18 protein-coding genes are annotated in these 18,554 nt (G+C 70.1%); 2 read left to right on the forward strand and 16 right to left on the reverse strand.

What is annotated here, in order from left to right; genetic code table 11:
- Positions 1–2 precede the first annotated feature (2 nt).
- From Amac_RS19395 to uraD, 10 genes are all read right to left on the reverse strand, one after another.
- Complete coding sequence (locus Amac_RS19395) at positions 3–1,772, reverse strand: hypothetical protein (protein ID WP_155355778.1); 1,770 nt, start codon at positions 1,770–1,772, stop codon at positions 3–5.
- Positions 1,773–1,913: 141 nt separating this feature from the next.
- Positions 1,914–2,981 carry an allantoicase gene (gene alc / locus Amac_RS19400; RefSeq protein ID WP_155355779.1) on the reverse strand — a complete coding sequence of 356 codons (1,068 nt, stop codon included), beginning with the start codon at positions 2,979–2,981 and terminating at the stop codon, positions 1,914–1,916.
- A 423-nt stretch (positions 2,982–3,404) separates the two neighbouring features.
- A complete protein-coding gene (gene allB / locus Amac_RS19405; RefSeq protein ID WP_155355780.1) occupies positions 3,405–4,727 on the reverse strand; it encodes an allantoinase AllB in 1,323 nt (440 codons plus the stop codon).
- Between the two features lie 219 nt (positions 4,728–4,946).
- On the reverse strand, positions 4,947–6,155 hold the full coding sequence (locus Amac_RS19410; RefSeq protein WP_155355781.1) for a glycerate kinase: 1,209 nt from the start codon (positions 6,153–6,155) through the stop codon (positions 4,947–4,949).
- Positions 6,156–6,236: 81 nt separating this feature from the next.
- Positions 6,237–7,565: an 8-oxoguanine deaminase gene (locus Amac_RS19415; protein WP_246268481.1), complete on the reverse strand. Its 1,329-nt coding sequence runs from the start codon at positions 7,563–7,565 to the stop codon at positions 6,237–6,239.
- The gene (locus Amac_RS19420; RefSeq protein WP_155355782.1) at positions 7,562–8,035 is read right to left on the reverse strand and encodes a (2Fe-2S)-binding protein; all 474 of its coding nucleotides are present in this window, start codon (positions 8,033–8,035) and stop codon (positions 7,562–7,564) included. Before Amac_RS19420 ends, Amac_RS19415 begins: the two co-directional genes overlap by 4 nt.
- Positions 8,035–8,889: an FAD binding domain-containing protein gene (locus tag Amac_RS19425; protein ID WP_155355783.1), complete on the reverse strand. Its 855-nt coding sequence runs from the start codon at positions 8,887–8,889 to the stop codon at positions 8,035–8,037. Before Amac_RS19425 ends, Amac_RS19420 begins: the two co-directional genes overlap by 1 nt.
- Positions 8,890–8,892: 3 nt before the next feature.
- Entirely contained in the window at positions 8,893–9,744 is an 852-nt protein-coding gene (gene pucL, locus Amac_RS19430; protein WP_155355784.1) for a factor-independent urate hydroxylase, read from the reverse strand.
- 1 nt (position 9,745) lies between these two features.
- Complete coding sequence (gene uraH, locus Amac_RS19435; RefSeq protein ID WP_155335348.1) at positions 9,746–10,087, reverse strand: hydroxyisourate hydrolase; 342 nt, start codon at positions 10,085–10,087, stop codon at positions 9,746–9,748.
- Positions 10,084–10,557, reverse strand: coding sequence for a 2-oxo-4-hydroxy-4-carboxy-5-ureidoimidazoline decarboxylase (gene uraD / locus Amac_RS19440; RefSeq protein ID WP_155355785.1), 474 nt, complete (start codon positions 10,555–10,557; stop codon positions 10,084–10,086). Before uraD ends, uraH begins: the two co-directional genes overlap by 4 nt.
- A gap of 112 nt (positions 10,558–10,669) precedes the next feature.
- On the opposite strand from uraD, the gene Amac_RS19445 reads away from it, so the two are divergent.
- Complete coding sequence (locus tag Amac_RS19445) at positions 10,670–11,503, forward strand: deoxyribonuclease IV (protein WP_155355786.1); 834 nt, start codon at positions 10,670–10,672, stop codon at positions 11,501–11,503.
- Positions 11,504–11,713: 210 nt separating this feature from the next.
- On the opposite strand, the gene Amac_RS19450 is transcribed toward Amac_RS19445, so the two are convergent.
- The 5 genes from Amac_RS19450 to Amac_RS19470 form a co-directional block, all read right to left on the reverse strand.
- Positions 11,714–13,216: a sodium:solute symporter family transporter gene (locus tag Amac_RS19450; RefSeq protein ID WP_155355787.1), complete on the reverse strand. Its 1,503-nt coding sequence runs from the start codon at positions 13,214–13,216 to the stop codon at positions 11,714–11,716.
- A complete protein-coding gene (locus tag Amac_RS19455; protein ID WP_155355788.1) occupies positions 13,216–13,467 on the reverse strand; it encodes a hypothetical protein in 252 nt (83 codons plus the stop codon). Before Amac_RS19455 ends, Amac_RS19450 begins: the two co-directional genes overlap by 1 nt.
- Complete coding sequence (locus Amac_RS19460) at positions 13,464–14,210, reverse strand: LytR/AlgR family response regulator transcription factor (RefSeq protein ID WP_155355789.1); 747 nt, start codon at positions 14,208–14,210, stop codon at positions 13,464–13,466. The genes Amac_RS19455 and Amac_RS19460 overlap by 4 nt, the downstream gene beginning before the upstream one ends.
- Before the next feature lie 65 nt (positions 14,211–14,275).
- Complete coding sequence (locus Amac_RS19465; RefSeq protein ID WP_218041174.1) at positions 14,276–15,376, reverse strand: sensor histidine kinase; 1,101 nt, start codon at positions 15,374–15,376, stop codon at positions 14,276–14,278.
- Between the two features lie 28 nt (positions 15,377–15,404).
- A complete protein-coding gene (locus Amac_RS19470; protein WP_155355791.1) occupies positions 15,405–16,016 on the reverse strand; it encodes a sulfite oxidase-like oxidoreductase in 612 nt (203 codons plus the stop codon).
- A gap of 256 nt (positions 16,017–16,272) precedes the next feature.
- Between Amac_RS19470 and aroF the strand changes: the two genes are divergently transcribed.
- The gene (aroF, locus tag Amac_RS19475; RefSeq protein ID WP_155355792.1) at positions 16,273–17,307 is read left to right on the forward strand and encodes a 3-deoxy-7-phosphoheptulonate synthase; all 1,035 of its coding nucleotides are present in this window, start codon (positions 16,273–16,275) and stop codon (positions 17,305–17,307) included.
- Between the two features lie 27 nt (positions 17,308–17,334).
- On the opposite strand, the gene thiI is transcribed toward aroF, so the two are convergent.
- Positions 17,335–18,531 carry a tRNA uracil 4-sulfurtransferase ThiI gene (gene thiI / locus Amac_RS19480; RefSeq protein WP_155355793.1) on the reverse strand — a complete coding sequence of 399 codons (1,197 nt, stop codon included), beginning with the start codon at positions 18,529–18,531 and terminating at the stop codon, positions 17,335–17,337.
- Between the last annotated feature and the right edge of the window lie 23 nt (positions 18,532–18,554).

Consider the following 18,554-nt stretch of genomic DNA (forward strand, 5'->3'; position numbering starts at 1 on the left):
TCTCATCCTCCCCGGGCTTGGAGAGCCTTTACCAGCGCAGGGTAGAGGCGTCCTTGGAATGCCTGCCGGAGCAGTTCCCAATCTTCAATCGTGAGTGGATCATGTACATGCCGCGCCAGCGAGTCCTGCAGTTCCTGCATCTCGAGGTCGATGATCCTCCCGGCGACGACGTCAGCCGTGTCCGAGGTTCGTGAACCCAGATAATCCTGGACGAGATCAGCCAGCGCGCCTTTCGGGCCATTCGTGGCGTGATCGATGGCGGTGCTATCCAGCGGTGTGGCCTTCTTGGCGGCCCAGTTGACGCCGAAAGTCACCGGCAGCAGAGCGGCGTCGCTGAACGCGTCGAGGAACTCGTCGTCGCTGAACTCCGCGTAGGTGGAACCACCCAGCAGCAGGTTGGAGAGACCACCTGCCTCAGCGCTCACGCGGGTGTATCTGGCACGCTTCTCCGGGTCGGGGTTGAAAGGATGCACCTTGCCGATTTCAAGACGCTGGACATAAGCCTGGAAGTCGGCCTGCAACCGCTTGGCGGCGGCGGGGTCCAACATGAGCGCGCCAACAAAACGAGCCGCCACGTCCTCGTGCAGGCCCTTCCACACACCGTGCGGGACAATGCCCAGCTCAGGAGACGTCGCCTGAACTTGACCACGGGCCAGTTCGCCCAGATAGGGAGCCAGCCGCTCTGCCAGCACCTTATTGAGCGAGGAGTCCCTGAATGAGGCGAAATGACCTGCAGGATCCTCCGCCCCGTCATAGCCGACCCCGTTGATCAGGTTGACCCAGGCTCTCTCCCGCGTTGCCGCCGAGCCGATGCCCGGGTCCAGCGCGCGATCCAAGGCCGTGGCGAGCAGGGCAGGGAATTCACTAGTCCCACTGCCCCGGACCAACTCTGGCCGCAGCAACTGCCCAGCTATTTCCTTGTGCTCGGCCAGGAACTTCTGCAGGGCCACGGGGTTGGCGGTGTAGGCGCGGGCCACCAGGACACTGTTCCAGTCCGGGCCCATCATGAGGGGTGCCGAACCTGTGGCGCGTGAGCCGAACTGGCGGACGCCGACCTCATTGAGGAATTCCTCGGAAGGGCGGGCGAGCGCCACCATGGCCGACAGGGTGGCCGGATCGGCGCGCGACAGCACGTTTTCGCGCCAGCCCGCCGGAAGGCGGCCGGATGCCTCCGCAGCGGTGAAGGCGATCGCCAACGCCCCGAGCGACTCCTGCGCCGTGTCCCAGATCTCCGCGCGAAGGCCGCGGCGCGGGCCCGCAGCGTGGAAATCCATCCACTTCCCGAAGATCGTGTGCACGGTCTCGATTCCGCCCAGCGCGCGTAGGAACGCCGCCGCGTAGGCGGGATCGCGCGTCTGGTCGAGACCTGCGGCGGCCAGTTCCGCATCCACCTTCGCCCAGGACAGCGGTGTGTCCTCCGTCAGGTGAGCGGCCAGTGCGCCGGCCAACGCCATTCCCGCGCGCTTCCCCGCTGCCGCCGCCTGCTCCTGGCCCGCGAACGGCAGACTCACCGTCGCCAGCCCGAGCGGCCGATCGGGCAGCACCTGCTGCAGCACTTCCAGCCGCCATCGCAGGTCCGCCTGTGACTCATGAAAGAACGCCCACGCCCGGTGCATCGCCGTCACCCCGCCCGCACCGGCCCAATCCGCGCCCGCCTCGGCGATCGCGGCCTCCAACCCCGGCCGCACCCCCGCCAGAACGCTCTTCCCCGATTCCAGCCGCCGGATCAACGCTTGCACCCCGGCTGGGTCCATCCCCATGAACTCGGCCACCGCGCCTCCCGCACCAGAGACTAATCAGCCAGGCCCTGGTGGTCCGCAAGACCAACGACATGGAGTCCCAGGTACTTAAAGAGTTGCTATGGGGCTACATGGGTGAGTCTGTGCCGGTCCGATCGTCTTCAACGCTTGCGATCAAGCACCTGTGCGTCTCAGCATCCGAGAAACTCCGTCAACCTGGCCGTGCGGGGGGTTCCTGGTCAGGGTGGTGTAGCGGGTGGTTAGGTCGCGTTCGGCTTTTTCGGTGAGGGTGCCGAGGAGGCGGAGGCGGGAGAGGCCGCCGTCGGGGTAGATGTCGAGGCGGGCGTGGGTGATTTTGCGGGGGCTGTCTAGGCGGAAGCGGTGGGGGGTGTCGGGTTGGAGGCGGGTTTTGGGGAGGAGGGGGAACCATTTCGCGGTGGTGGGGGGGATTTCGGCGCGGGAGTCGGTGGCGGTGATGGCGGCCCAGCCGGGGGCGTTGAAGAGGAGGTTGGTGGTGTCGAGTTCGGCGATGGCGACGCGGCCGGGGGCGGGGAGGCGGACGATCAGCCAGTCGTTGGCGTTGTCGCGGCGGCGGGCGGTTTCCCAGCCTTCTGACTGGTTGCGGGGCAGGCCGGGGGCGATGACGTTGGCGGGGGTGGAGTAGAACTCGTTGGAGCAGGCGACGATCGTGGCGCCGTTCTGGAGGGCGGCCAGGTCGATGGTGAGGCCGGTGAAGAAGCGGGGGTCGGGGACGACCTCGCCGTGGACGCGGAGGCGGGCGACGCCGCCGTCGGGGAAGATGTTCAGGCGGACGTGGGTGAAGCGGCGGGGGTCGGCGACCTCGAATTCGTGGGCCGTGTCGCCGTCGAGGGCGGCTTTGGGGACGATTTCTACCCAGTCGGTGAGTTCGACGGGGGCGAGGTGGCCGTCGGCGGCGCAGGCTTCGACGGAGGCGTACGGCGGGTAGTTGCCCTTGAACCAGGCGGTGTCGATCACGATGCCTTTGATCACGCCGGGGAGGCCGAGGCGGATGATCGCCCAGTCGAAGCCGGGGGCGCGGCGGCGGCGGGTTTCCCAGCCGTCGTAGACCTGGCCTTTGGGGCCGAAGGTGTGGGCTTGGAAGAGCGGGTTTCCGGGGCGGATGAGAGCTTCGCGTTCGGCGAAGGATTCGTCGTTGGCGGCGATGACGGCGCCTCCATACGTCCGCAACGCCAAGTCTGGAAATTTCGTGAAATCAGCCATTGGTGCCTCCCAGGTTGGTCATGTCCGCCCAACCAAGTGCGGTCGTGATTGGTGCGCTGCGCCCGGCACTACAGCGGGCCGGGCGACAGTCCTGCGTGATCATGTTGGCTGGTCCAGAACGCGGCCGCCGTGAATGGCATGCTGCGCCCGAGCACGAAAAACAGGCACGACCATGGGTGACCACGTTGGCTGGTCCAGAACGCGGCCGTCGTGAATGGCATGCTGCGCCCGACCGCGAACGACAGGCACGACCATGGGTGACCACGTTGGCTGGCTCTGAGCGAGACAGTCGCAAATGGAGTGCTGCGGCCGAGCGCGAACGACGGGCACAGTTCTGCGTGATCATGGTGACTGTCCGGAGTGGGAGCTTCGCGAATGGCGCGGTGCGTGCGAACGCCAGTGACGGGTCGTGATTTCGCGTGATCATGATTGGTGGTGTGGAGAGAAGAGGAAATGGCCCTGTGCCTGGTCGTTGATGGTTTGGCCGCGTAGCCAGGTGGTTTGGACGATGCCGGTGAGTTTGTGGCCGTCGTAGGGGGTGACGGGGTTCTTGTGGTGGAGTTTGGTGGCGTTCACGGTGAACTCGCCGGTGGGGTCGAAGGCGACCAGGTCGGCGTCGTTGCCGATGGTGATTGTGCCCTTGGTGGGGAGGCCGACCAGGGTGGCGGGGGCGGCGGACATCCACTTGGCGACGTCTGGGAGGTCGTACCCGCGGGAGAGGGCTTCGGTCCAGATGATGGGGAGGCCGAGTTGGAGGGAGGCGATGCCGCCCCAGGCGGAGGTGTAGTCGTGGGTGGTCAGGCCTTTGAGGTCGGCGGGGCAGGGGGAATGGTCGGAGACGATGCCCATGAGGGTGCCGGTGGCGAGGCCGTGCCAGAGGGTGTCGCGGTTGGTGGATTCCCTGATGGGAGGGCAGCACTTGAAGGCGGGGCTGGTGACGTCCTCGGCGCTGAGGGTGAGGTAGTGGGGGCAGGTTTCGGCGGTGACACGGATCCCGGACTGCTGGGCGCGGCGGAGGGGTTCGACGCAGGATCCCGCTGAGATGTGGACGATGTGGGCGCGGCAGCCGGTCAGGGCCGCTGCGTCGATCACGCGTTCGACCGCGCGGAGTTCGGCGTCCTGGGTGCGTGAATCCAGGAATTCCGGATATGTCGGGCCGAGGGGGTCGGTGAGGGTGGCGGGGTCTTCCGCGTGGACGATCAGCAGGCCGTCGAGGGTGGCGAGGCGGCGCATCGCCTTGATGAGCTGGTCGGGGTCGAGGGCGGGGAACTCGTCGACACCTGACGGCGAGAGGAAACATTTGACGCCGAAGACGCCGGCACCGAGGAGGGGTTCGAGGTCGTCGAGGTTGGCGGGGATCGCGCCGCCCCAGAAGCCGACGTCCACGTGGCACTGGCCCTCGGCGGCCTTCTTCTTGATCTCCAGGGCGGACACCGTGGTCGTGGGCGGGAGCGAGTTGAGCGGCATGTCGACGATCGTGGTGACTCCCCCGGCCGCCGCCGCCCGGGTCGCGGACGCGAAGCCCTCCCAGTGGGTACGGCCGGGTTCGTTCACATGCACGTGCGTGTCCACCAGGCCGGGCAGCAGCGCGACCTCGCCGAGATCCACCGTCTCCCGCGCGGGCGGCGGCTCGTCGTAGTCGGCGAGGGCCGCGATCCGCCCATCCCGTACGGCTACCGCCAGCGCCCGCTCCCCATCCGGAAGAACCGCCCGCCGCGACCGCACAACCAGGTCGAACTCACTCACCGATATCTCCCAACCGCCAGCGCCCAACCCGGGACAACCGCCCGCCGAGACCGTACGACCAGGTCGAGCTCACTCACCAATCCCCCAACCGCCAGAGCCCAACCCGGGAGAACCGCGCGCCGAGACCGTACGACTAGGTCGAGCTCACTCACCAATCCCCCAGCCGCCAGCGCCCAACCCGAGAGAACCGCGTGCCGAGACCGTACGACCAGGTCGAACTCACTCACCAATGTCCTCCAACCGGGTCGTGGCGATACGTACAGCGAGACGTTCCAATAGAGGACCTGGCGTGGTCATGCAGACCTGGACGTCGGGTTCGATGTCGGTCAGTGCGTACGCCTCTTCGATGCCGGCCTTGCGGAGGGCCTCGTCTGAGATGGTGCGGCGGCCGCAGACGGCGACGACGGGGACGCCGTGGCGGGCTGCGGCGTTGGCGACGCCGATGGGGGCCTTGCCGCGCAGGGACTGGTCGTCGAGGGAACCCTCGCCGGTGATCACCAGGCGGGCGCCTTGGACGTGGTGGTCGAAGTCCAGCAGGTCGAGGAGGTATTCGATGCCTGGCCGGATCTCGGCGTGCAGGAAGGCGAGCGCCGCGAATCCGACGCCGCCGGCGGCCCCTGCTCCGGGCTGCCCGGCCACGCCCATGCTGCGGACGACGCCGTCATGCTCGATCGCCCCGGCGAGCCCGTGGGTGTGCGCGGCGACGGCCGCCAAGCGGGCCAGCCCGGCCTCCAGGACCTTCACCTGGTCCGGATCCGCCCCCTTCTGCGGCCCGTAGACGGCGGCGGCCCCGAACGGCCCGAGCAAGGGATTGTCCACATCGCTGGCGACCACGAACTCCAGCCCGGCGACGGCATCGCTCGCATGATGATGCCCACCCTCATTTCCCGAAATTTCGCGAATTCTCGCCATAAATCCGGAAATGTCGATGTGGGTGAGGTCGCGGAGCGCCCCTCCCCCGAACGGGAGCTCATTGCCAGTTTCATCCAGGAATCGTGCGCCGAGAGCCTGCGCCAGCCCGGCCCCTCCGTCCGTGCACGCGCTCCCCCCGAGCCCGAGCACGATCCTCCGCGCCCCACCCCGAACCGCGTGCGCGATCAGCTCCCCCGTCCCATAACTCGTCGCCGCCAGCGGCGCGAGCCCCCCGGACAACCTCCGCAACCCGGACGCGTCAGCCATCTCGATGACCGCCGTCTCCCCCTGAGTCGCGTACGAAGCCACCACCCGCTCCCCCGTCGGCCCCGTGACCTCCACCTCTACCCGTACGAACCCACACGCCACGACAGCGTCCACGGTCCCATCGCCCCCATCCGCCACCGGAAGCAGCACGGCGGGCACCCCCAGTCCCGCGGCCACATGAGCGGCCACCTCCGGCGCGGTCAACGACCCCTTGAACTTGTCCGGCGCGATGACGACGTGATCTCTCATGACGGCGACCTCAGACTCGGCAGCGGATGGCCCCTCATCATCCCGCCCCCGGCGACGCCCGCCCCACCCAGCCCACCATGATCAGTTCCCCAGCAGCCGCCGATGCGCCACCGCCCCCGCCTCGGCGGCGACCTGATCGCTCACGGTCCGCAGCTCCCCGTCCTCGACCACGGTCTTCCCCCCGACGATCAACCGAGCCAGCGGCGGCGTCTGCCCGTACGCGAACGCGACCACCGGATCGTCGATCGCGGCATAGAACCCATCCACCCGCCACAACGCGACATCAGCGAGCTTGCCCGCCTCCAGCGATCCGATCTCGTCCGCCCGCCCGAGACACCGCGCCCCGCCCATGGTGGCCATCTCCAGCGCCTGCCGCGCGGTCAGCGCGTCCGGCCCGTACCGGGCGCGCTGGAGCAGCATGGCCATCCGGATCTCCCCGGCCAGCGGCGTCATCTCGCTGGAGGCCGCGCCGTCCACCCCGAGCCCGACCGGCGCGCCCGCCCGCATCAACTCGCTCACCCGGGCGATCCCCGCACCGAGGCGCCCGTTGGAAGACGGACAGTGCGCGGTCCCCGTCCCGGTCGCCGCGAAACGCCGGATGTCGTCATCGGTGAGGTGCACGCAGTGCGCCAGCCACACATCAGGCCCAAGCCAGCCGAGCGACTCCAGATACTGCACGGGCAGCATCCCGAACTGCTCCTTGCAGTGCTCGTCCTCGTCCAGCGTCTCCGCCCCGTGCGTGTGCAGCCGCACCCCCATCGACCGCGCCAAATCAGCCGACTCGAGCATCAACTGCCCGCTCACCGAGAACGGCGAGCACGGCGCGACCGCGATCCGCAGCATCGACCCGAACGACGGATCATGATATTTCCGGACTGCCGCCTCGGTGGCGCTCAGGATGTCGTCCATCGACTCGACGACCTCGTCCGGCGGCAGCCCACCCTGCGACCGCCCCCGATCCATCGACCCCCGCCCCGGATGGAACCGCAGCCCCACCTCCCGCGCCGCCTGAATCTCCGCGTCGAAGAGATCCCCACGCCCCTTCGGAAAGATGTAGTGATGATCGGACGCCGTCGTGCACCCCGACTTCGCCAGCCACCCCAGCCCCGCCGTCGCCGCCCCGTGCACGACCTCGGCGTCCATCCGCCCCCACAGCCGGTAACTGGCCACCAGCCACTCAAACAACGTCCCGTCGGGCGTCACCCCCTGCGACGCCCACTGGTACAGATGGTGATGAGTGTTGACAAATCCAGGCGTCGCCAGGCACCCCCGCCCGTCGACGCGTTCCCCTTCCCCCTCGTACGCCCCCGCGCCCACCGCCACGATCCGATCCCCATCAATGGCGATATATCCGGACGGAATCTCCGCCCCGGTCACCGGCACGACGTACACGTTCTCGATGACGATCACGACGCGGCCTTCCTGGCGGCCGCCAGCCGCACCGCGTCAAGGATCTTCTCGTACCCGGTGCACCGGCACAGATTCCCCGCCAGCGCCTCCCTGATCTCCGCGTCCTCCGGCACCCCCGACGACGACGCGATCAGCGAGTGCGCCTGCACGATCAGCCCCGGCGTGCAGAACCCGCACTGCACGGCCCCGCACTCGACGAACGCGCGCTGCACCTGATCTAGATTGTCCCCGTCGGCCAGCCCTTCCACGGTGATCACGGACCGGCCTTCGGCCTGCCCGACGGCTACCAGGCAGGCACACACCGGCACGCCGTCCAGATAAACCGTGCAGGACCCGCATTCACCCTGCTCACAAGCGTTCTTCGCACCCGGAAGCCCCAGCCGCTCACGCAGCGCGTACAGCAGGCTCTCGCCCTCCCACACGTCGTCGGCGGTCATCGCCTCACCGTTGACGGTCACGTTCACCCGCATCAGGTCCCCCTGTATTCCGTCCAGGCCCAGCCAAGCGTGCGCCGCGCCATCACGGCCAGCGCGTGCACCCGGTAGTCGCGGGTCCCCCGCACGTCGTCGATCGGCGACGCCGCCTGAGCGACCAGCTCGCCGAACCGGCGCACGGTCTCCGGCGGAACCGGAGACCGCCCAGCCCAGTCCAGCTCACCCGCCAGGAACTCCTCGGCTTCCGGGGCCCGGCGCGGGGTCGGCGCGGCCGAGCCGATACCAGTCCCCACCGCGCGCCGACCCGGGTGCAGGGCGATCGCGAACGAGCAGACCGCGATCACCATCGCGTTCCTGGTGCCGATCTTGGAGAAGTACTGCGGCCCGCCCGCGTACGGCACCCGCACGGCGCGGATCAGCTCATCCGGTTCGAGCGCGTTGCGCTTGACCCCCGTGTAGAAGTCACCGATCCGAATCATCCGGACACCCCGCACCGATTCCGCCTCAACGATCGCGTCCGAGGCCAGCAACGGCGGATGGCTGTCCCCGGCCGGGGAGGCCGCGCCCAGATTGCCCGCCACCGTCCCCCGATTACGGATCTGCGGCGACCCGACCGTGCGGGACGCCTGGGAGAGCCCCGGCAACCAGCCGCCGAGCTCGTCGATGAGCCGCGTGTAACTAACCCCCGCCCCGATCCGCAGCCAGCCGTCCTCGGACGTCCAGTCCCGGAGCTCGGCGATCGGGTTGAGGTCGAGCAGCGCGGCCGGACGCCCCTTGTCCAGGTTGATCTCGACCATGACATCGGTGCCGCCCTGGATAGGCGTGGCCTCCGGGCGTTCGGCCTTGACGGCCAGCGCCTCCGCCCAGGTGGTGGGTCGCAGGAAGTCCATGGCCTACTCCCACGCCGGTCCGGCGTCGGGCGCGCCCTCGCGCAATACCGCACCCTCGATCAGCCCGTACGGACGATCGGCCGCGAAGAACACCTCACCGTCGTTGTCGAGCCCGAACGGCGACAGATCCGCCAGGAAGTGGTGCTTGTTCGGCAGTTCGAGCCGGACTTCGGCGATCTCGGGGCATTCGGTGAGGACACGGGAGCCCATCGCGTACAAGGTCTGCTGCAGGGACAGGCTGTAGGTGTCGGCGAAGGCGGCCATCAGCGCTTGGCGCGCCTTCTCGTAGGACTTGTCCCAGTCCGACGTGCCGGAATGCCGCCACGTCGCCGTCACGGCCGTCGCCAGGATGCGGTCCCTGGTCTCCGGCAGGGTCGTGTACTCGTCCCGGACGAAACCCCAGAACTCGGAATTGGTGGTGTTGAGCAGCACCAGATCCTTCAGCCCGGAGACCACCCACGCCCGGTCGCCGTCGTAGTGCACGACGCAGGTGCGGGTCTCCCGGCCGTTGCGGGCGAAGGAGTGGCCGCCCCGGCGGTCCCAGCCGTACTCGTCGATGGCCACCCGCGCCCGGTGGATCGTGGGCTGGGAGTCGACGAAATGCCGGGCCAGCAGCAGCGCGAAGTCCTCGGCCGCGCCGATGCCGTGCTTCTTGGCGAACGCGAACACCGTGTTCTTCTGCGTGTCGGTGGCCAGGATGGCGGCGTTGTCGCCGGACAGGTGCACGTCGGTCATGTCACCCGACAGCGCCGTGCTGACGTTGAGGTCCTTGATGTGGTGAGCGTCGCCGTGCTTGGTGACGCGGACCACCCGGGTCTCGGCCTTGCCGTACCGGTTCGGGCCCAGGACGAACAAACTAACTCCCCCGATATGTCGAGTAACCGAACGGGCTCAGCAGCAGCGGGACATGGTGGTGGGCGGTGGCGTCGCCGATGGTGAAGACGATGCTGACCTCGGGGAAGAACGCGTCCTCGCCGAGGTAGCCGGCCGTGTCGAAGACCAGCCGGTAGGTGGCCTCGTCCAGCTTGCCGGTCCACTCCCGGCCGAGCGGCGACCACTCCCTGATCCGGCCGTCCTCGTCGGTGCGGCCCTCCGCCAGCGGCACGAACCCGTGCGCGGCCCGGCAGGACAGGCGGACGAACACATCCTTGGCGGGACATCCGCGCGCGGTGTCGAGCACGTGCGTCGAGAGTGTCATCGGCCCTCCCACAGCTTGGCCAGCCGGAGCTTGACGATCTTGCCGAGCTCGTCTCTGACGATCTTCCGTTCCACGTCCGGGTCGTTGGCGAGGCGGGCCAGCAGCAGGTCGAGCATCTCCTCGGCGGGGCGGCCGGTGGCGCAGATCAGGTAGACGTGGCCGAACCGCCGCTCGTACGCCTCGTTGCCCTGGCGGAGCGCGCCCAGGATGGCGGCGTCGGCGTGCGCCGTGCCGGCCTGTTCCGAGCGGGACCAGGACGCCTCGCGATCGCCCCCGGCGGCGCGGTCCCCGATCCTGGGATGCGCGGCCAGCGCCTCCAGGACGTCCTCCCAGCTTAGCCCGGCCAGCGCCGCCTCCCCCGCCGCCGTCAGCTCCCCCGATGTCCGGTACGGCGCGAGCGCCAGCACCGCGTCGGCCCACCGCGGGGACGCGCAGCAGGCGAGCAGGTCAGGGCGGCCGAATTCGCGCATGGGAGCAAGTAGACACCGGACGGGCGGCCAGGGCTAGGAACCGGAACTCCGAGCCTGCGGCCCTGTCGCCTGGCCGGTTTTGTAGCTTGCTCCAACTACGCTGGAGCCCACTATGACGAACAATCGCATTGGCGGGCACGTGTCCGTCGCGGGCGGGCTGGCCACCGGCGGCCTGCGGTACGCGGCCGAGATCGGCGCCGAGACGATCCAGGTCTTCGTCACCAACCCGCGCGCGTGGGCGGTGAACGAGGGCATTCCCGCGGAGGACGCCAAACTCCGGGAGGCCGGACTGCCGGTTTTCGCGCACACGCCGTACATGGTGAATTTCGGTTCGCCGACCGAGGCCACCATGACGGGCTCGGTGACGCTGGTCCGGCACACGCTGCGGCGGGGCGCCGAGATCGGCGCGCGAGGCGTGGTCGTGCACACCGGGTCCGCGGTCAGCCAGACGCGGGAGGCCGCGCTGCGGCAGGTGCGCGAGCAGTTGCTGCCGCTGCTGGACGAGATCCCGGACGACGGGCCCGACCTGCTGCTTGAGCCGATGGCCGGGCAGGGGCAGATGTTGTGCGCGACCGTCCAGGATCTGGGGCCCTACCTGGAGGCGCTGGACTTCCACCCGCGGGCCTGTATCTGCCTGGACACCTGCCACATGTTCGCCGCCGGTCACGATCTGGCCGCCCCCGGCGGGGTGGCGAAGATGCTGGAGGAGCTGAACCAGGTGGCGCCCGGCCGGTTGAAGCTGATCCACGCCAACGACTGCAAGGACGTGTGCGGGTCGAAGAAGGACCGGCACGAGAACATCGGGGCCGGTCACATCGGCGCGCAGCCGTTCGCCGATCTGATGCGCCATCCGGTCGCGGCCGGGGTGCCGCTCTGCATCGAGACGCCTGGCAAGGCCGACAAGCACCGCGAGGACATCGACCTGCTGAAGAAGCTGCGCGGGTGACGGGAACGCCCGCGGCCCTCGATCCGGCCTCCCCCCGTATGGCCGGATCGTGGCCGCCGCCGCGGGCGCTCCCGTCGCGCCGCGCCGCCGTCCTACCCCCCCGAGTGAGGTCGGCGGCGCGGCTCGCGAGGCGAAACATTACGGCGAGTGATCAGAGGGGTGAAACCCGCTTCGGACGAGTGGTCGGAAGTTCGCGTTCTGCGGGTCCGGCTACCACGACGAGCGGCTTCCGGTGAGCGACGAGCGGTCGATTTCCGGAGTCGCGAGCTCCTCCGGCAGGTGCATCCTGGTCAGCAGCGCGGCCGTGCCCGCGGGCACCCGATGCCGCGTGACCAGCGAGATCGCCACCATGACCGCGAACGCGGCGGGCACCGCGACCAGCGCGGGGTAACGCCAGAGGGGCGTGAAAGAGGGGCTGGCGAATCGCACGGCCACCAGCGCGGCCGTCACCCCCGCCCCGGTGAGCAGCCCGGCCAGCGCGCCCGGCACGGACAGGCCCCGCCACCACACGCCGAGCACCAGCAGCGGGCACAGCGTGGCCGCCGACAGCCCGAACGCCAGCAGCACCAGCAGGATCGACGCCCCCGGCGGGGTGGCCCAGACGAGCACGAGCGCGCCCCCCGCGACCAGCAGCGCCCCGCGCCGGAAGCCGCCCACGCCGCCGTTGAACAGGCTGGTGGAGAGCGTGCCGCCGACCGCCACCAGCACCCCGCAGGAGGTCGCCAGGAAGGCCGCGAAGGCCCCCGCCGCCAGCAGCCCGGTCAGCACATCCCCGAGCCATCCTGGGGCCATCAGGGAGGGCAGCAGCAGGAGCACCTGGTCGGTGGGGATCCGGGGCGGCGCGTACCAGCGGCCCAGCAGGCCGTACACGGCGGGCATCACGGAGAACACGCTCAGCATGGCCAGCACCCCCACCACGGTACGGCGAGCCGCCCGGCCATCCGGATTGGCATAGAAGCGCACCACGATGTGCGGCAACCCCATCACCCCCAGCGCGGAGGCCGTCAGCACGGTAACCAGGCCCAGCGTGGACGGATCACCGGCCCCCGCGAGCGTCTGCGTGACATAGACCGGGCCTGACGGCGGGTGGCTCGGACGGTTCCACCAGATCACCCCGAGCACGGCCGCCACCCCGGCCAGCGAGCCGAGCTTGAACCAGAACTGCAGCGCCTGCACGCCGGTACTGCTGCCCATCCCGCCCGCCAGCGCCACCACCAGCACGACGACGGTGACGGCCAGCCAGCCGGTCCACGGCGGCAGGCCGGTCAGCAGCCGCAACACCAGCCCGGCCGCGTGCAGCTGAGCCACCAGATGGACCAGACCGATGAACAGGACGAGCACGGTCACCACCCGCCGCACGTGCACGGAACCCAGCCGCCACTGGGCGAAGTCGGCCAGCGTGTACGTCCCGGACCTGCGCAGCGGCGCCACCACCAGCACGAGCAGCACGACGAACCCGGCCGCGGCCCCCACCGAATACCAGAGCATCGGCCGCCCGTGCGCCGCGATCAGCCCGACCAGGCCGAGATACACGGCGGCGGAGGTGTACTCCGAGCTGATCGCCGACGCGTTCCACCACGGCCGGACCGCGCGGGCCGCGACGTAGAAGTCCGCCGGGGTCGAATACCGCCGGGGCCGTATCGTGCCGACCACCACCGACGCCACCAGCACGCACACCACCCCGCCCAGCGTCGCCGCCACGGCAGTCCACATCAGCCCTCCCGCTCCCGGGCCTCGGCGCGCTCCGCGCGGCGGACATGCCACCAGGCCACCGCCACCCAGATCGGCGGCACGCCCGCCCCAAGGATCACCCAGGTCGCCGCGGACCCACGCGGGAGCACCGCCAGCAGCGCGGGCAGGGCCGCGAAGACGCCCGCCACCACCGCCAGCGTGCGCAGCGCCTCGCGGAGCTGGCGGCGCATGATCGAAGCCGTCAGGGCGTCGTCGCGCTCGGCGGGAGTCACTGCCCGTCCCCGCCGCGGTACTGGCGGACGAGCTGCTCGCGGACCTGGCGGGTGTGGCGGCGGCTGACCGGCAGGGTCTCGGTGCCCACCCGGAGCAGCGCCCGGCCCGCGTCGAAGCGCAGCTCGCTGACGTGCCGGGCGTTGACCAGCGTGCTGCGGTGGGCGCGGATGAAGCCGGAGCCGGCCCAGCGGCGTTCCAGCGCGCTCAGTGACATCCGCACCAGGAAGCCGCCGTCGGCGGTGTGCAGCCGCACGTAGTCGCCCTGCGCCTCCGCGTACCAGACCGCCTGCTGGGGGATGAAGCGGGTCCGGCCGCCCAGCTCGACGGGGATCACGTCCATGGCCGCCTCGTCGGCGCCGGGCGCGGCGATGGACGCGGACAGGCGGCGGACCGCTTCGGTCAGGCGCTCCGGACGCACCGGCTTGAGCAGGTAGTCCACCGCTTCGAGCTCGAACGCCTGCACCGCGCAGTCGTCGTGCGCGGTCACGAACACCAGCCGGGGCGGCGCGGGGAAGCCGCCGATCAGGCGGGCCAGGTCGAGGCCGTTCAGGCCCGGCATGCGGACGTCCAGGAAGACGCCGTCCAGCCGCTCCCCCGCGCCGATCATCTGGACCATGTCCTGCAGCGCCTTCACGCCGTCGGGGGCCGTGGCCACATGCCCCACCCGGGCGTCCTCGCGGAGCAGGTAGGACAGTTCCGACAGCGCCGGCGCCTCGTCGTCAACGGCCAGAACACGCAGCATCTGCACACCGTGCCGCGCGCGCGGCGCGACCGCAAGCGACACGCCAACATTCAGTAATCATTTGGCTACAACGAGCCATGGGCTGGGCGATATTTCGGCACTCGCAGCCGGATCCTGGTGCCCTTCCCCGGCGCGGTCTCGACCACGAGCCCGTACGCCTGGCCGTAGATCTGCCGCAGCCGCGAGTCCACGTTGCTGAGCCCGATCCCGCCCTCGTGATCCTCGGCCAGCACGGCCTGCACGCGGCCCGGCTCCATGCCCACCCCGTCGTCCTCGATCGAGATGTGCGCCTCAGGACCGGCGTCCCTGATCACCACCCGCACCTCGCCCGGCATGCCGTGCTTGATCGCGTTCTCCACCAGCGGCTGCAGGCACAGGAACGGCACCGGCACCGCCAGCACCTCCGGCGCCACCTGCACGCTGAACCGCAGCCGGTCGCCGAACCTGGCCCGCTCCAGCAGCAGGTAACGGTCCACGCAGGTCAGCTCGTCCGCCAGGGTGGTGAAATCCCGGGCCCGGCGCAGCGAATACCGGGCGAAATCCGCGAAGTCCACCAGCAACTCCCGCGCCCGCTCCGGGTCAGTACGGACGAACGACGCGATCGTCGTCAGCGAGTTGTACACGAAATGCGGGGAGATCTGCGCCCGCAACGCCCGGGTCTCCGCGGCCATCGCCCGCCGCCGCGACTGATCCAGCTCGGCCAGCTCCAGCTGCCCCGACACCCAGCGAGCGACCTCGATCACCGTCCGCACCAGCGCCGCGGTGACCTCGGCGTCGGAGGCGACCAGCGCCCCCACCACCCGCCCGGCCACCACCAGCGGCACCACCACGCCCCCGTCCACCAGGTGGGTCCGCCCGCTCGCCAGCACCGCCCGCGCCCCCGCCAGCGCCTGCGCGTCACCCGGCCGCCGCTCCCCCGCCCCCGCGAGCACCTGGTCGGTCGAGGTCACCACCAGCGACGCCGTCCCCAGCAGGCACCGCAGATGCCGGACGGCCTTGCGCGCCGACTCACGGGTCAGCCCCGTACGCAACGAGGGCGCGGCCCGCCCCGCGACCCGCAACGTGGCGAACGCGGCCGGCTCACCCGCCGGAGGCCGGCGCCGGGAGACCCAGAACCCGGACAGGCCACAGAGCGCGCACACGAGTAACCACACGGTGACGGACACGCGGGCCACCGTAGCGGCAGGCGGCCCGCTAGGGCGGTCCCTCGCCCGGGTCCTCCTGGTATGAGTACCGCTGCTCCCGCCAGGGGTCGGCGATGTTGTGGTAGCCGCGCTCCTCCCAGAAGCCGCGCCGGTCCTCGGTCAGGTACTCGATGCCGCGCACCCATTTGACGCTCTTCCACGCGTACAGGTGCGGCACGACCACCCGGACCGGGAAGCCCCGCTCGGGGCTCAGCGGCTTGTCGTCCAGGTCGGTGGCGAACAGGGTGGTCTCGCGGTCGAAGTCGCTCATGCGGAGGTTGGCGCTGTAGCCGTACTCCGCCCAGACCATGACATGCCGCACGCCGGGCGCGGGGGGCACCGCCGCCAGCAGGGCGCGCGCCGGGATGCCCGCCCACTCGTTGCCCATGATCGAGAACTTGGTCACGCAGTGGAAGTCGGCCATCACGGTGGTCCGCGGCAGGGCCGCGAACTCCTCCCACGTGTACGCGGGCGTCTGCCCGCCGGCCGTGGCGCCGAAGACCTGGAAGCGCCACGTCTGCGGCCGGAACGCCGGCACTCTGCCGTAGTGGATGACCGGCCTGCCGCGCGGAATGTACTGCCCGGGGGGCAGGCGGCTCTCCTCCTCAGGAAACTCCGGCACCCGCCCATCCTGCCATCCACCAGAAAGCGCTCACCCACCGGGTCATTTCCCGCCATCTCACACGTTGATCAACTCACTGGCCCGGGCCGGAGGGGGTGCGATATATTTCCTTCCATGCATAGCGTTTTCTCGTTTTGGTATGGCGACGGACCCGTGAGGACCGTTCGCCACCGCGTGTTGCGCTAGCAGCCAACGGCGAACGAAAGCCCCGGGTCCGGATCGGACTCGGGGCTTTCCGCGTATGAGGAGAGAAATCATGGTCATCGTCATGGCCCCCACGGCCACCCTTGAGGACATCGAGGAGATCGTCTCCCTGGTCGGCACGGCGGGGGGTGAGGCGTTCGTGTCGCGCGGCGTGAGCCGTACCATCATCGGGCTCATCGGGGATGTGGAGCGGTTCACGGCGCTCAACCTGGGCGGGCAACGCGGGGTCGCCGAGGTGATGCGGGTGTCGACGCCGTTCAAGCTGGTGAGCCGGGAGAACCATCCGGAACGCTCGACGATCCGGGTGGGCGGGGTGCCGATCGGACCGGACACGGTCACGCTGATCGCGGGGCCGTGCGCGGTGGAGACGCCGCAGCAGACGCTTGAGGCCGCCCAGATGGCGAAGGCGGCGGGGGCGACGCTGCTGCGCGGGGGCGCGTACAAGCCGCGGACCTCGCCGTACGCGTTCCAGGGGCTGGGCGAGGCGGGCCTGCGCATCCTGGCGGAGGTGCGGGAGCAGACCGGGCTGCCGATCGTGACCGAGGTGATGGACGCCCACGACGTGCCGCTGGTGGCCTCCTACGCGGACATGCTCCAGGTCGGCACCCGCAACACGCAGAACTTCGCGCTGCTGCAGGCCGTCGGCAAGGCCGGGAAGCCGGTCATGCTCAAACGCGGCATGAGCGGCACGATCGAGGAATGGCTGATGTCCGCCGAGTACATCGCCCAGCGCGGCAACCTCGACATCGTCCTGTGCGAGCGCGGCATCCGCACCTTCGAAACCGCCACCCGCAACACCCTGGACGTCTCCGCCGTCCCCGTCGCCCAGCGCCTCTCCCACCTGCCGGTCGTCATCGACCCGTCGCACTCCGGCGGCCGCCGCGACCTGGTCCTCCCGCTCACCCGCGCCGCCATCGCGGTCGGGGCCGACGGCGTCATCATCGACGTGCACCCGCACCCGGAGCAGGCGCTGGTGGACGGCCCGCAGGCGCTGGTCGACGGCGACCTGGACGAGCTCGCCGAGATCATGCGCGCGTTCCCGCCGCTGCTGGGCCGCACCCAGGTTTCGGACGTCCTGCCCGCGTGAGGATCCCTGGCCCCGCTCCGGCGGGGCTCAGGCGTCGAGCTTGTACGCCTGGATGGAATCGGCGAGCTGGGACGCGAGTTCTTCGGCGTCCAGACGGCGTTCGATGAGCTTGAGGTCCTCGATCTTCGCGGCGAGTTCCGGGTTCCTGGCGGCCAGGAGGGTGCAGCAGTCCTCGTCCGGGAGTTCGGAGATCTCCAGGGTGCCGATGCGGCGGGCTTCGGCGATCACCTCGGATTTGTCCAGGCCGATGAGCGGGCGCAGGATGGGCAGGTCCACCGCGCTCTCCTGGGCGACGATGTTGGCCATCGTCTGGGAGGAGACCTGGCCGAGGGAGTCGCCGGTGATCAGGGCGCTGGCCTTGTGGCGGCGGGCCACCTCGGCGGCCGTCTTGAGCATCAGGCGGCGCTGGGCGATCATGGCCAGCCGGTCCTGGCCCGAGGCGCGGATCGACTGCTGGGCCTTGCCGAAGGGGACCACCCAGAGGCGGGACCTGCCCTGGAAGGCGTCCAGGCGGCGGACCAGCGCATACGCCTTGTAGATCGACTCCGAGGTGGTGAACGGGATGCCGGAGAAGTGCAGGAAGTCCACCCGCAGGCCGCGGCGCATCATCCGGTACGCGGCCACCGGGGAGTCGATGCCGCCGGACATCAGGACCAGGCCGCGGCCGCTGGAGCCGACCGGGAGGCCGCCCTGGCCGGGGCGGCCGTTGGTGTAGAGGAAGACCTCGTCGCGGTCGACCTCGATGGAGACGGTCAGCTCGGGGTGGCTGAGGTCGACGGGCAGGCCGTACGCGTCGTGGAGCTCGCCGCCGACGAGGCGGTCGAGCTCGCTGGAGCGCAGCGGGAAACGTTTGTCGCGGCGGCGGGAGCGGACCGCGAAGCGGGCCCTGCGGGCCACCTCGGGGGTGTCCCTGACCAGTTCGAGCGCGGCTTTGGTGACCACGGAGGGGTCCTTGGCGACGCGCCAGGCCAGGTGGACCAGGACAATGCCGGGGACCTCGCTGACCCGGGCCGCGACCGCCTCGGCGATCTCCACGCCGGTGCCCTCGGGCAGGAACAGCGCGACGACGCCGTGGCGCTGCCGGATGTCGATCTGATAGTCCTTGAGCGCGAATTTGATGTTGGCCCGCAGTCGCTGCTCAAAGACCTCGCGGTTGCGGCCCTTGAGGATGATTTCGCCAAGCTTGAGGAGCACACAGGGCTCGCCCAGCGCGGTCATGGTCATTGCTGCGTTCCTCCGGAGGGTGC

This window comes from Acrocarpospora macrocephala (genome assembly GCF_009687865.1).
GTDB lineage: Bacteria > Actinomycetota > Actinomycetes > Streptosporangiales > Streptosporangiaceae > Acrocarpospora > Acrocarpospora macrocephala.

Excerpts from the sequence above, each read along its gene's own strand:
- uraH (WP_155335348.1), bottom strand. The coding sequence starts at position 10,087 with ATGACACTCTCGACGCACGTGCTCGACACCGCGCGCGGATGTCCCGCC.
- Amac_RS19445 (WP_155355786.1), top strand. The coding sequence starts at position 10,670 with ATGACGAACAATCGCATTGGCGGGCACGTGTCCGTCGCGGGCGGGCTG.
- Amac_RS19450 (WP_155355787.1), bottom strand. The coding sequence starts at position 13,216 with ATGTGGACTGCCGTGGCGGCGACGCTGGGCGGGGTGGTGTGCGTGCTG.
- Amac_RS19460 (WP_155355789.1), bottom strand. The coding sequence starts at position 14,210 with ATGCTGCGTGTTCTGGCCGTTGACGACGAGGCGCCGGCGCTGTCGGAA.
- alc (WP_155355779.1), bottom strand. The coding sequence starts at position 2,981 with ATGGCTGATTTCACGAAATTTCCAGACTTGGCGTTGCGGACGTATGGA.
- thiI (WP_155355793.1), bottom strand. The coding sequence starts at position 18,531 with ATGACCATGACCGCGCTGGGCGAGCCCTGTGTGCTCCTCAAGCTTGGC.
- uraD (WP_155355785.1), bottom strand. The coding sequence starts at position 10,557 with ATGCGCGAATTCGGCCGCCCTGACCTGCTCGCCTGCTGCGCGTCCCCG.
- Amac_RS19420 (WP_155355782.1), bottom strand. The coding sequence starts at position 8,035 with ATGCGGGTGAACGTGACCGTCAACGGTGAGGCGATGACCGCCGACGAC.
- Amac_RS19410 (WP_155355781.1), bottom strand. The coding sequence starts at position 6,155 with ATGAGAGATCACGTCGTCATCGCGCCGGACAAGTTCAAGGGGTCGTTG.
- Amac_RS19425 (WP_155355783.1), bottom strand. The coding sequence starts at position 8,889 with ATGGACTTCCTGCGACCCACCACCTGGGCGGAGGCGCTGGCCGTCAAG.
- aroF (WP_155355792.1), top strand. The coding sequence starts at position 16,273 with ATGGTCATCGTCATGGCCCCCACGGCCACCCTTGAGGACATCGAGGAG.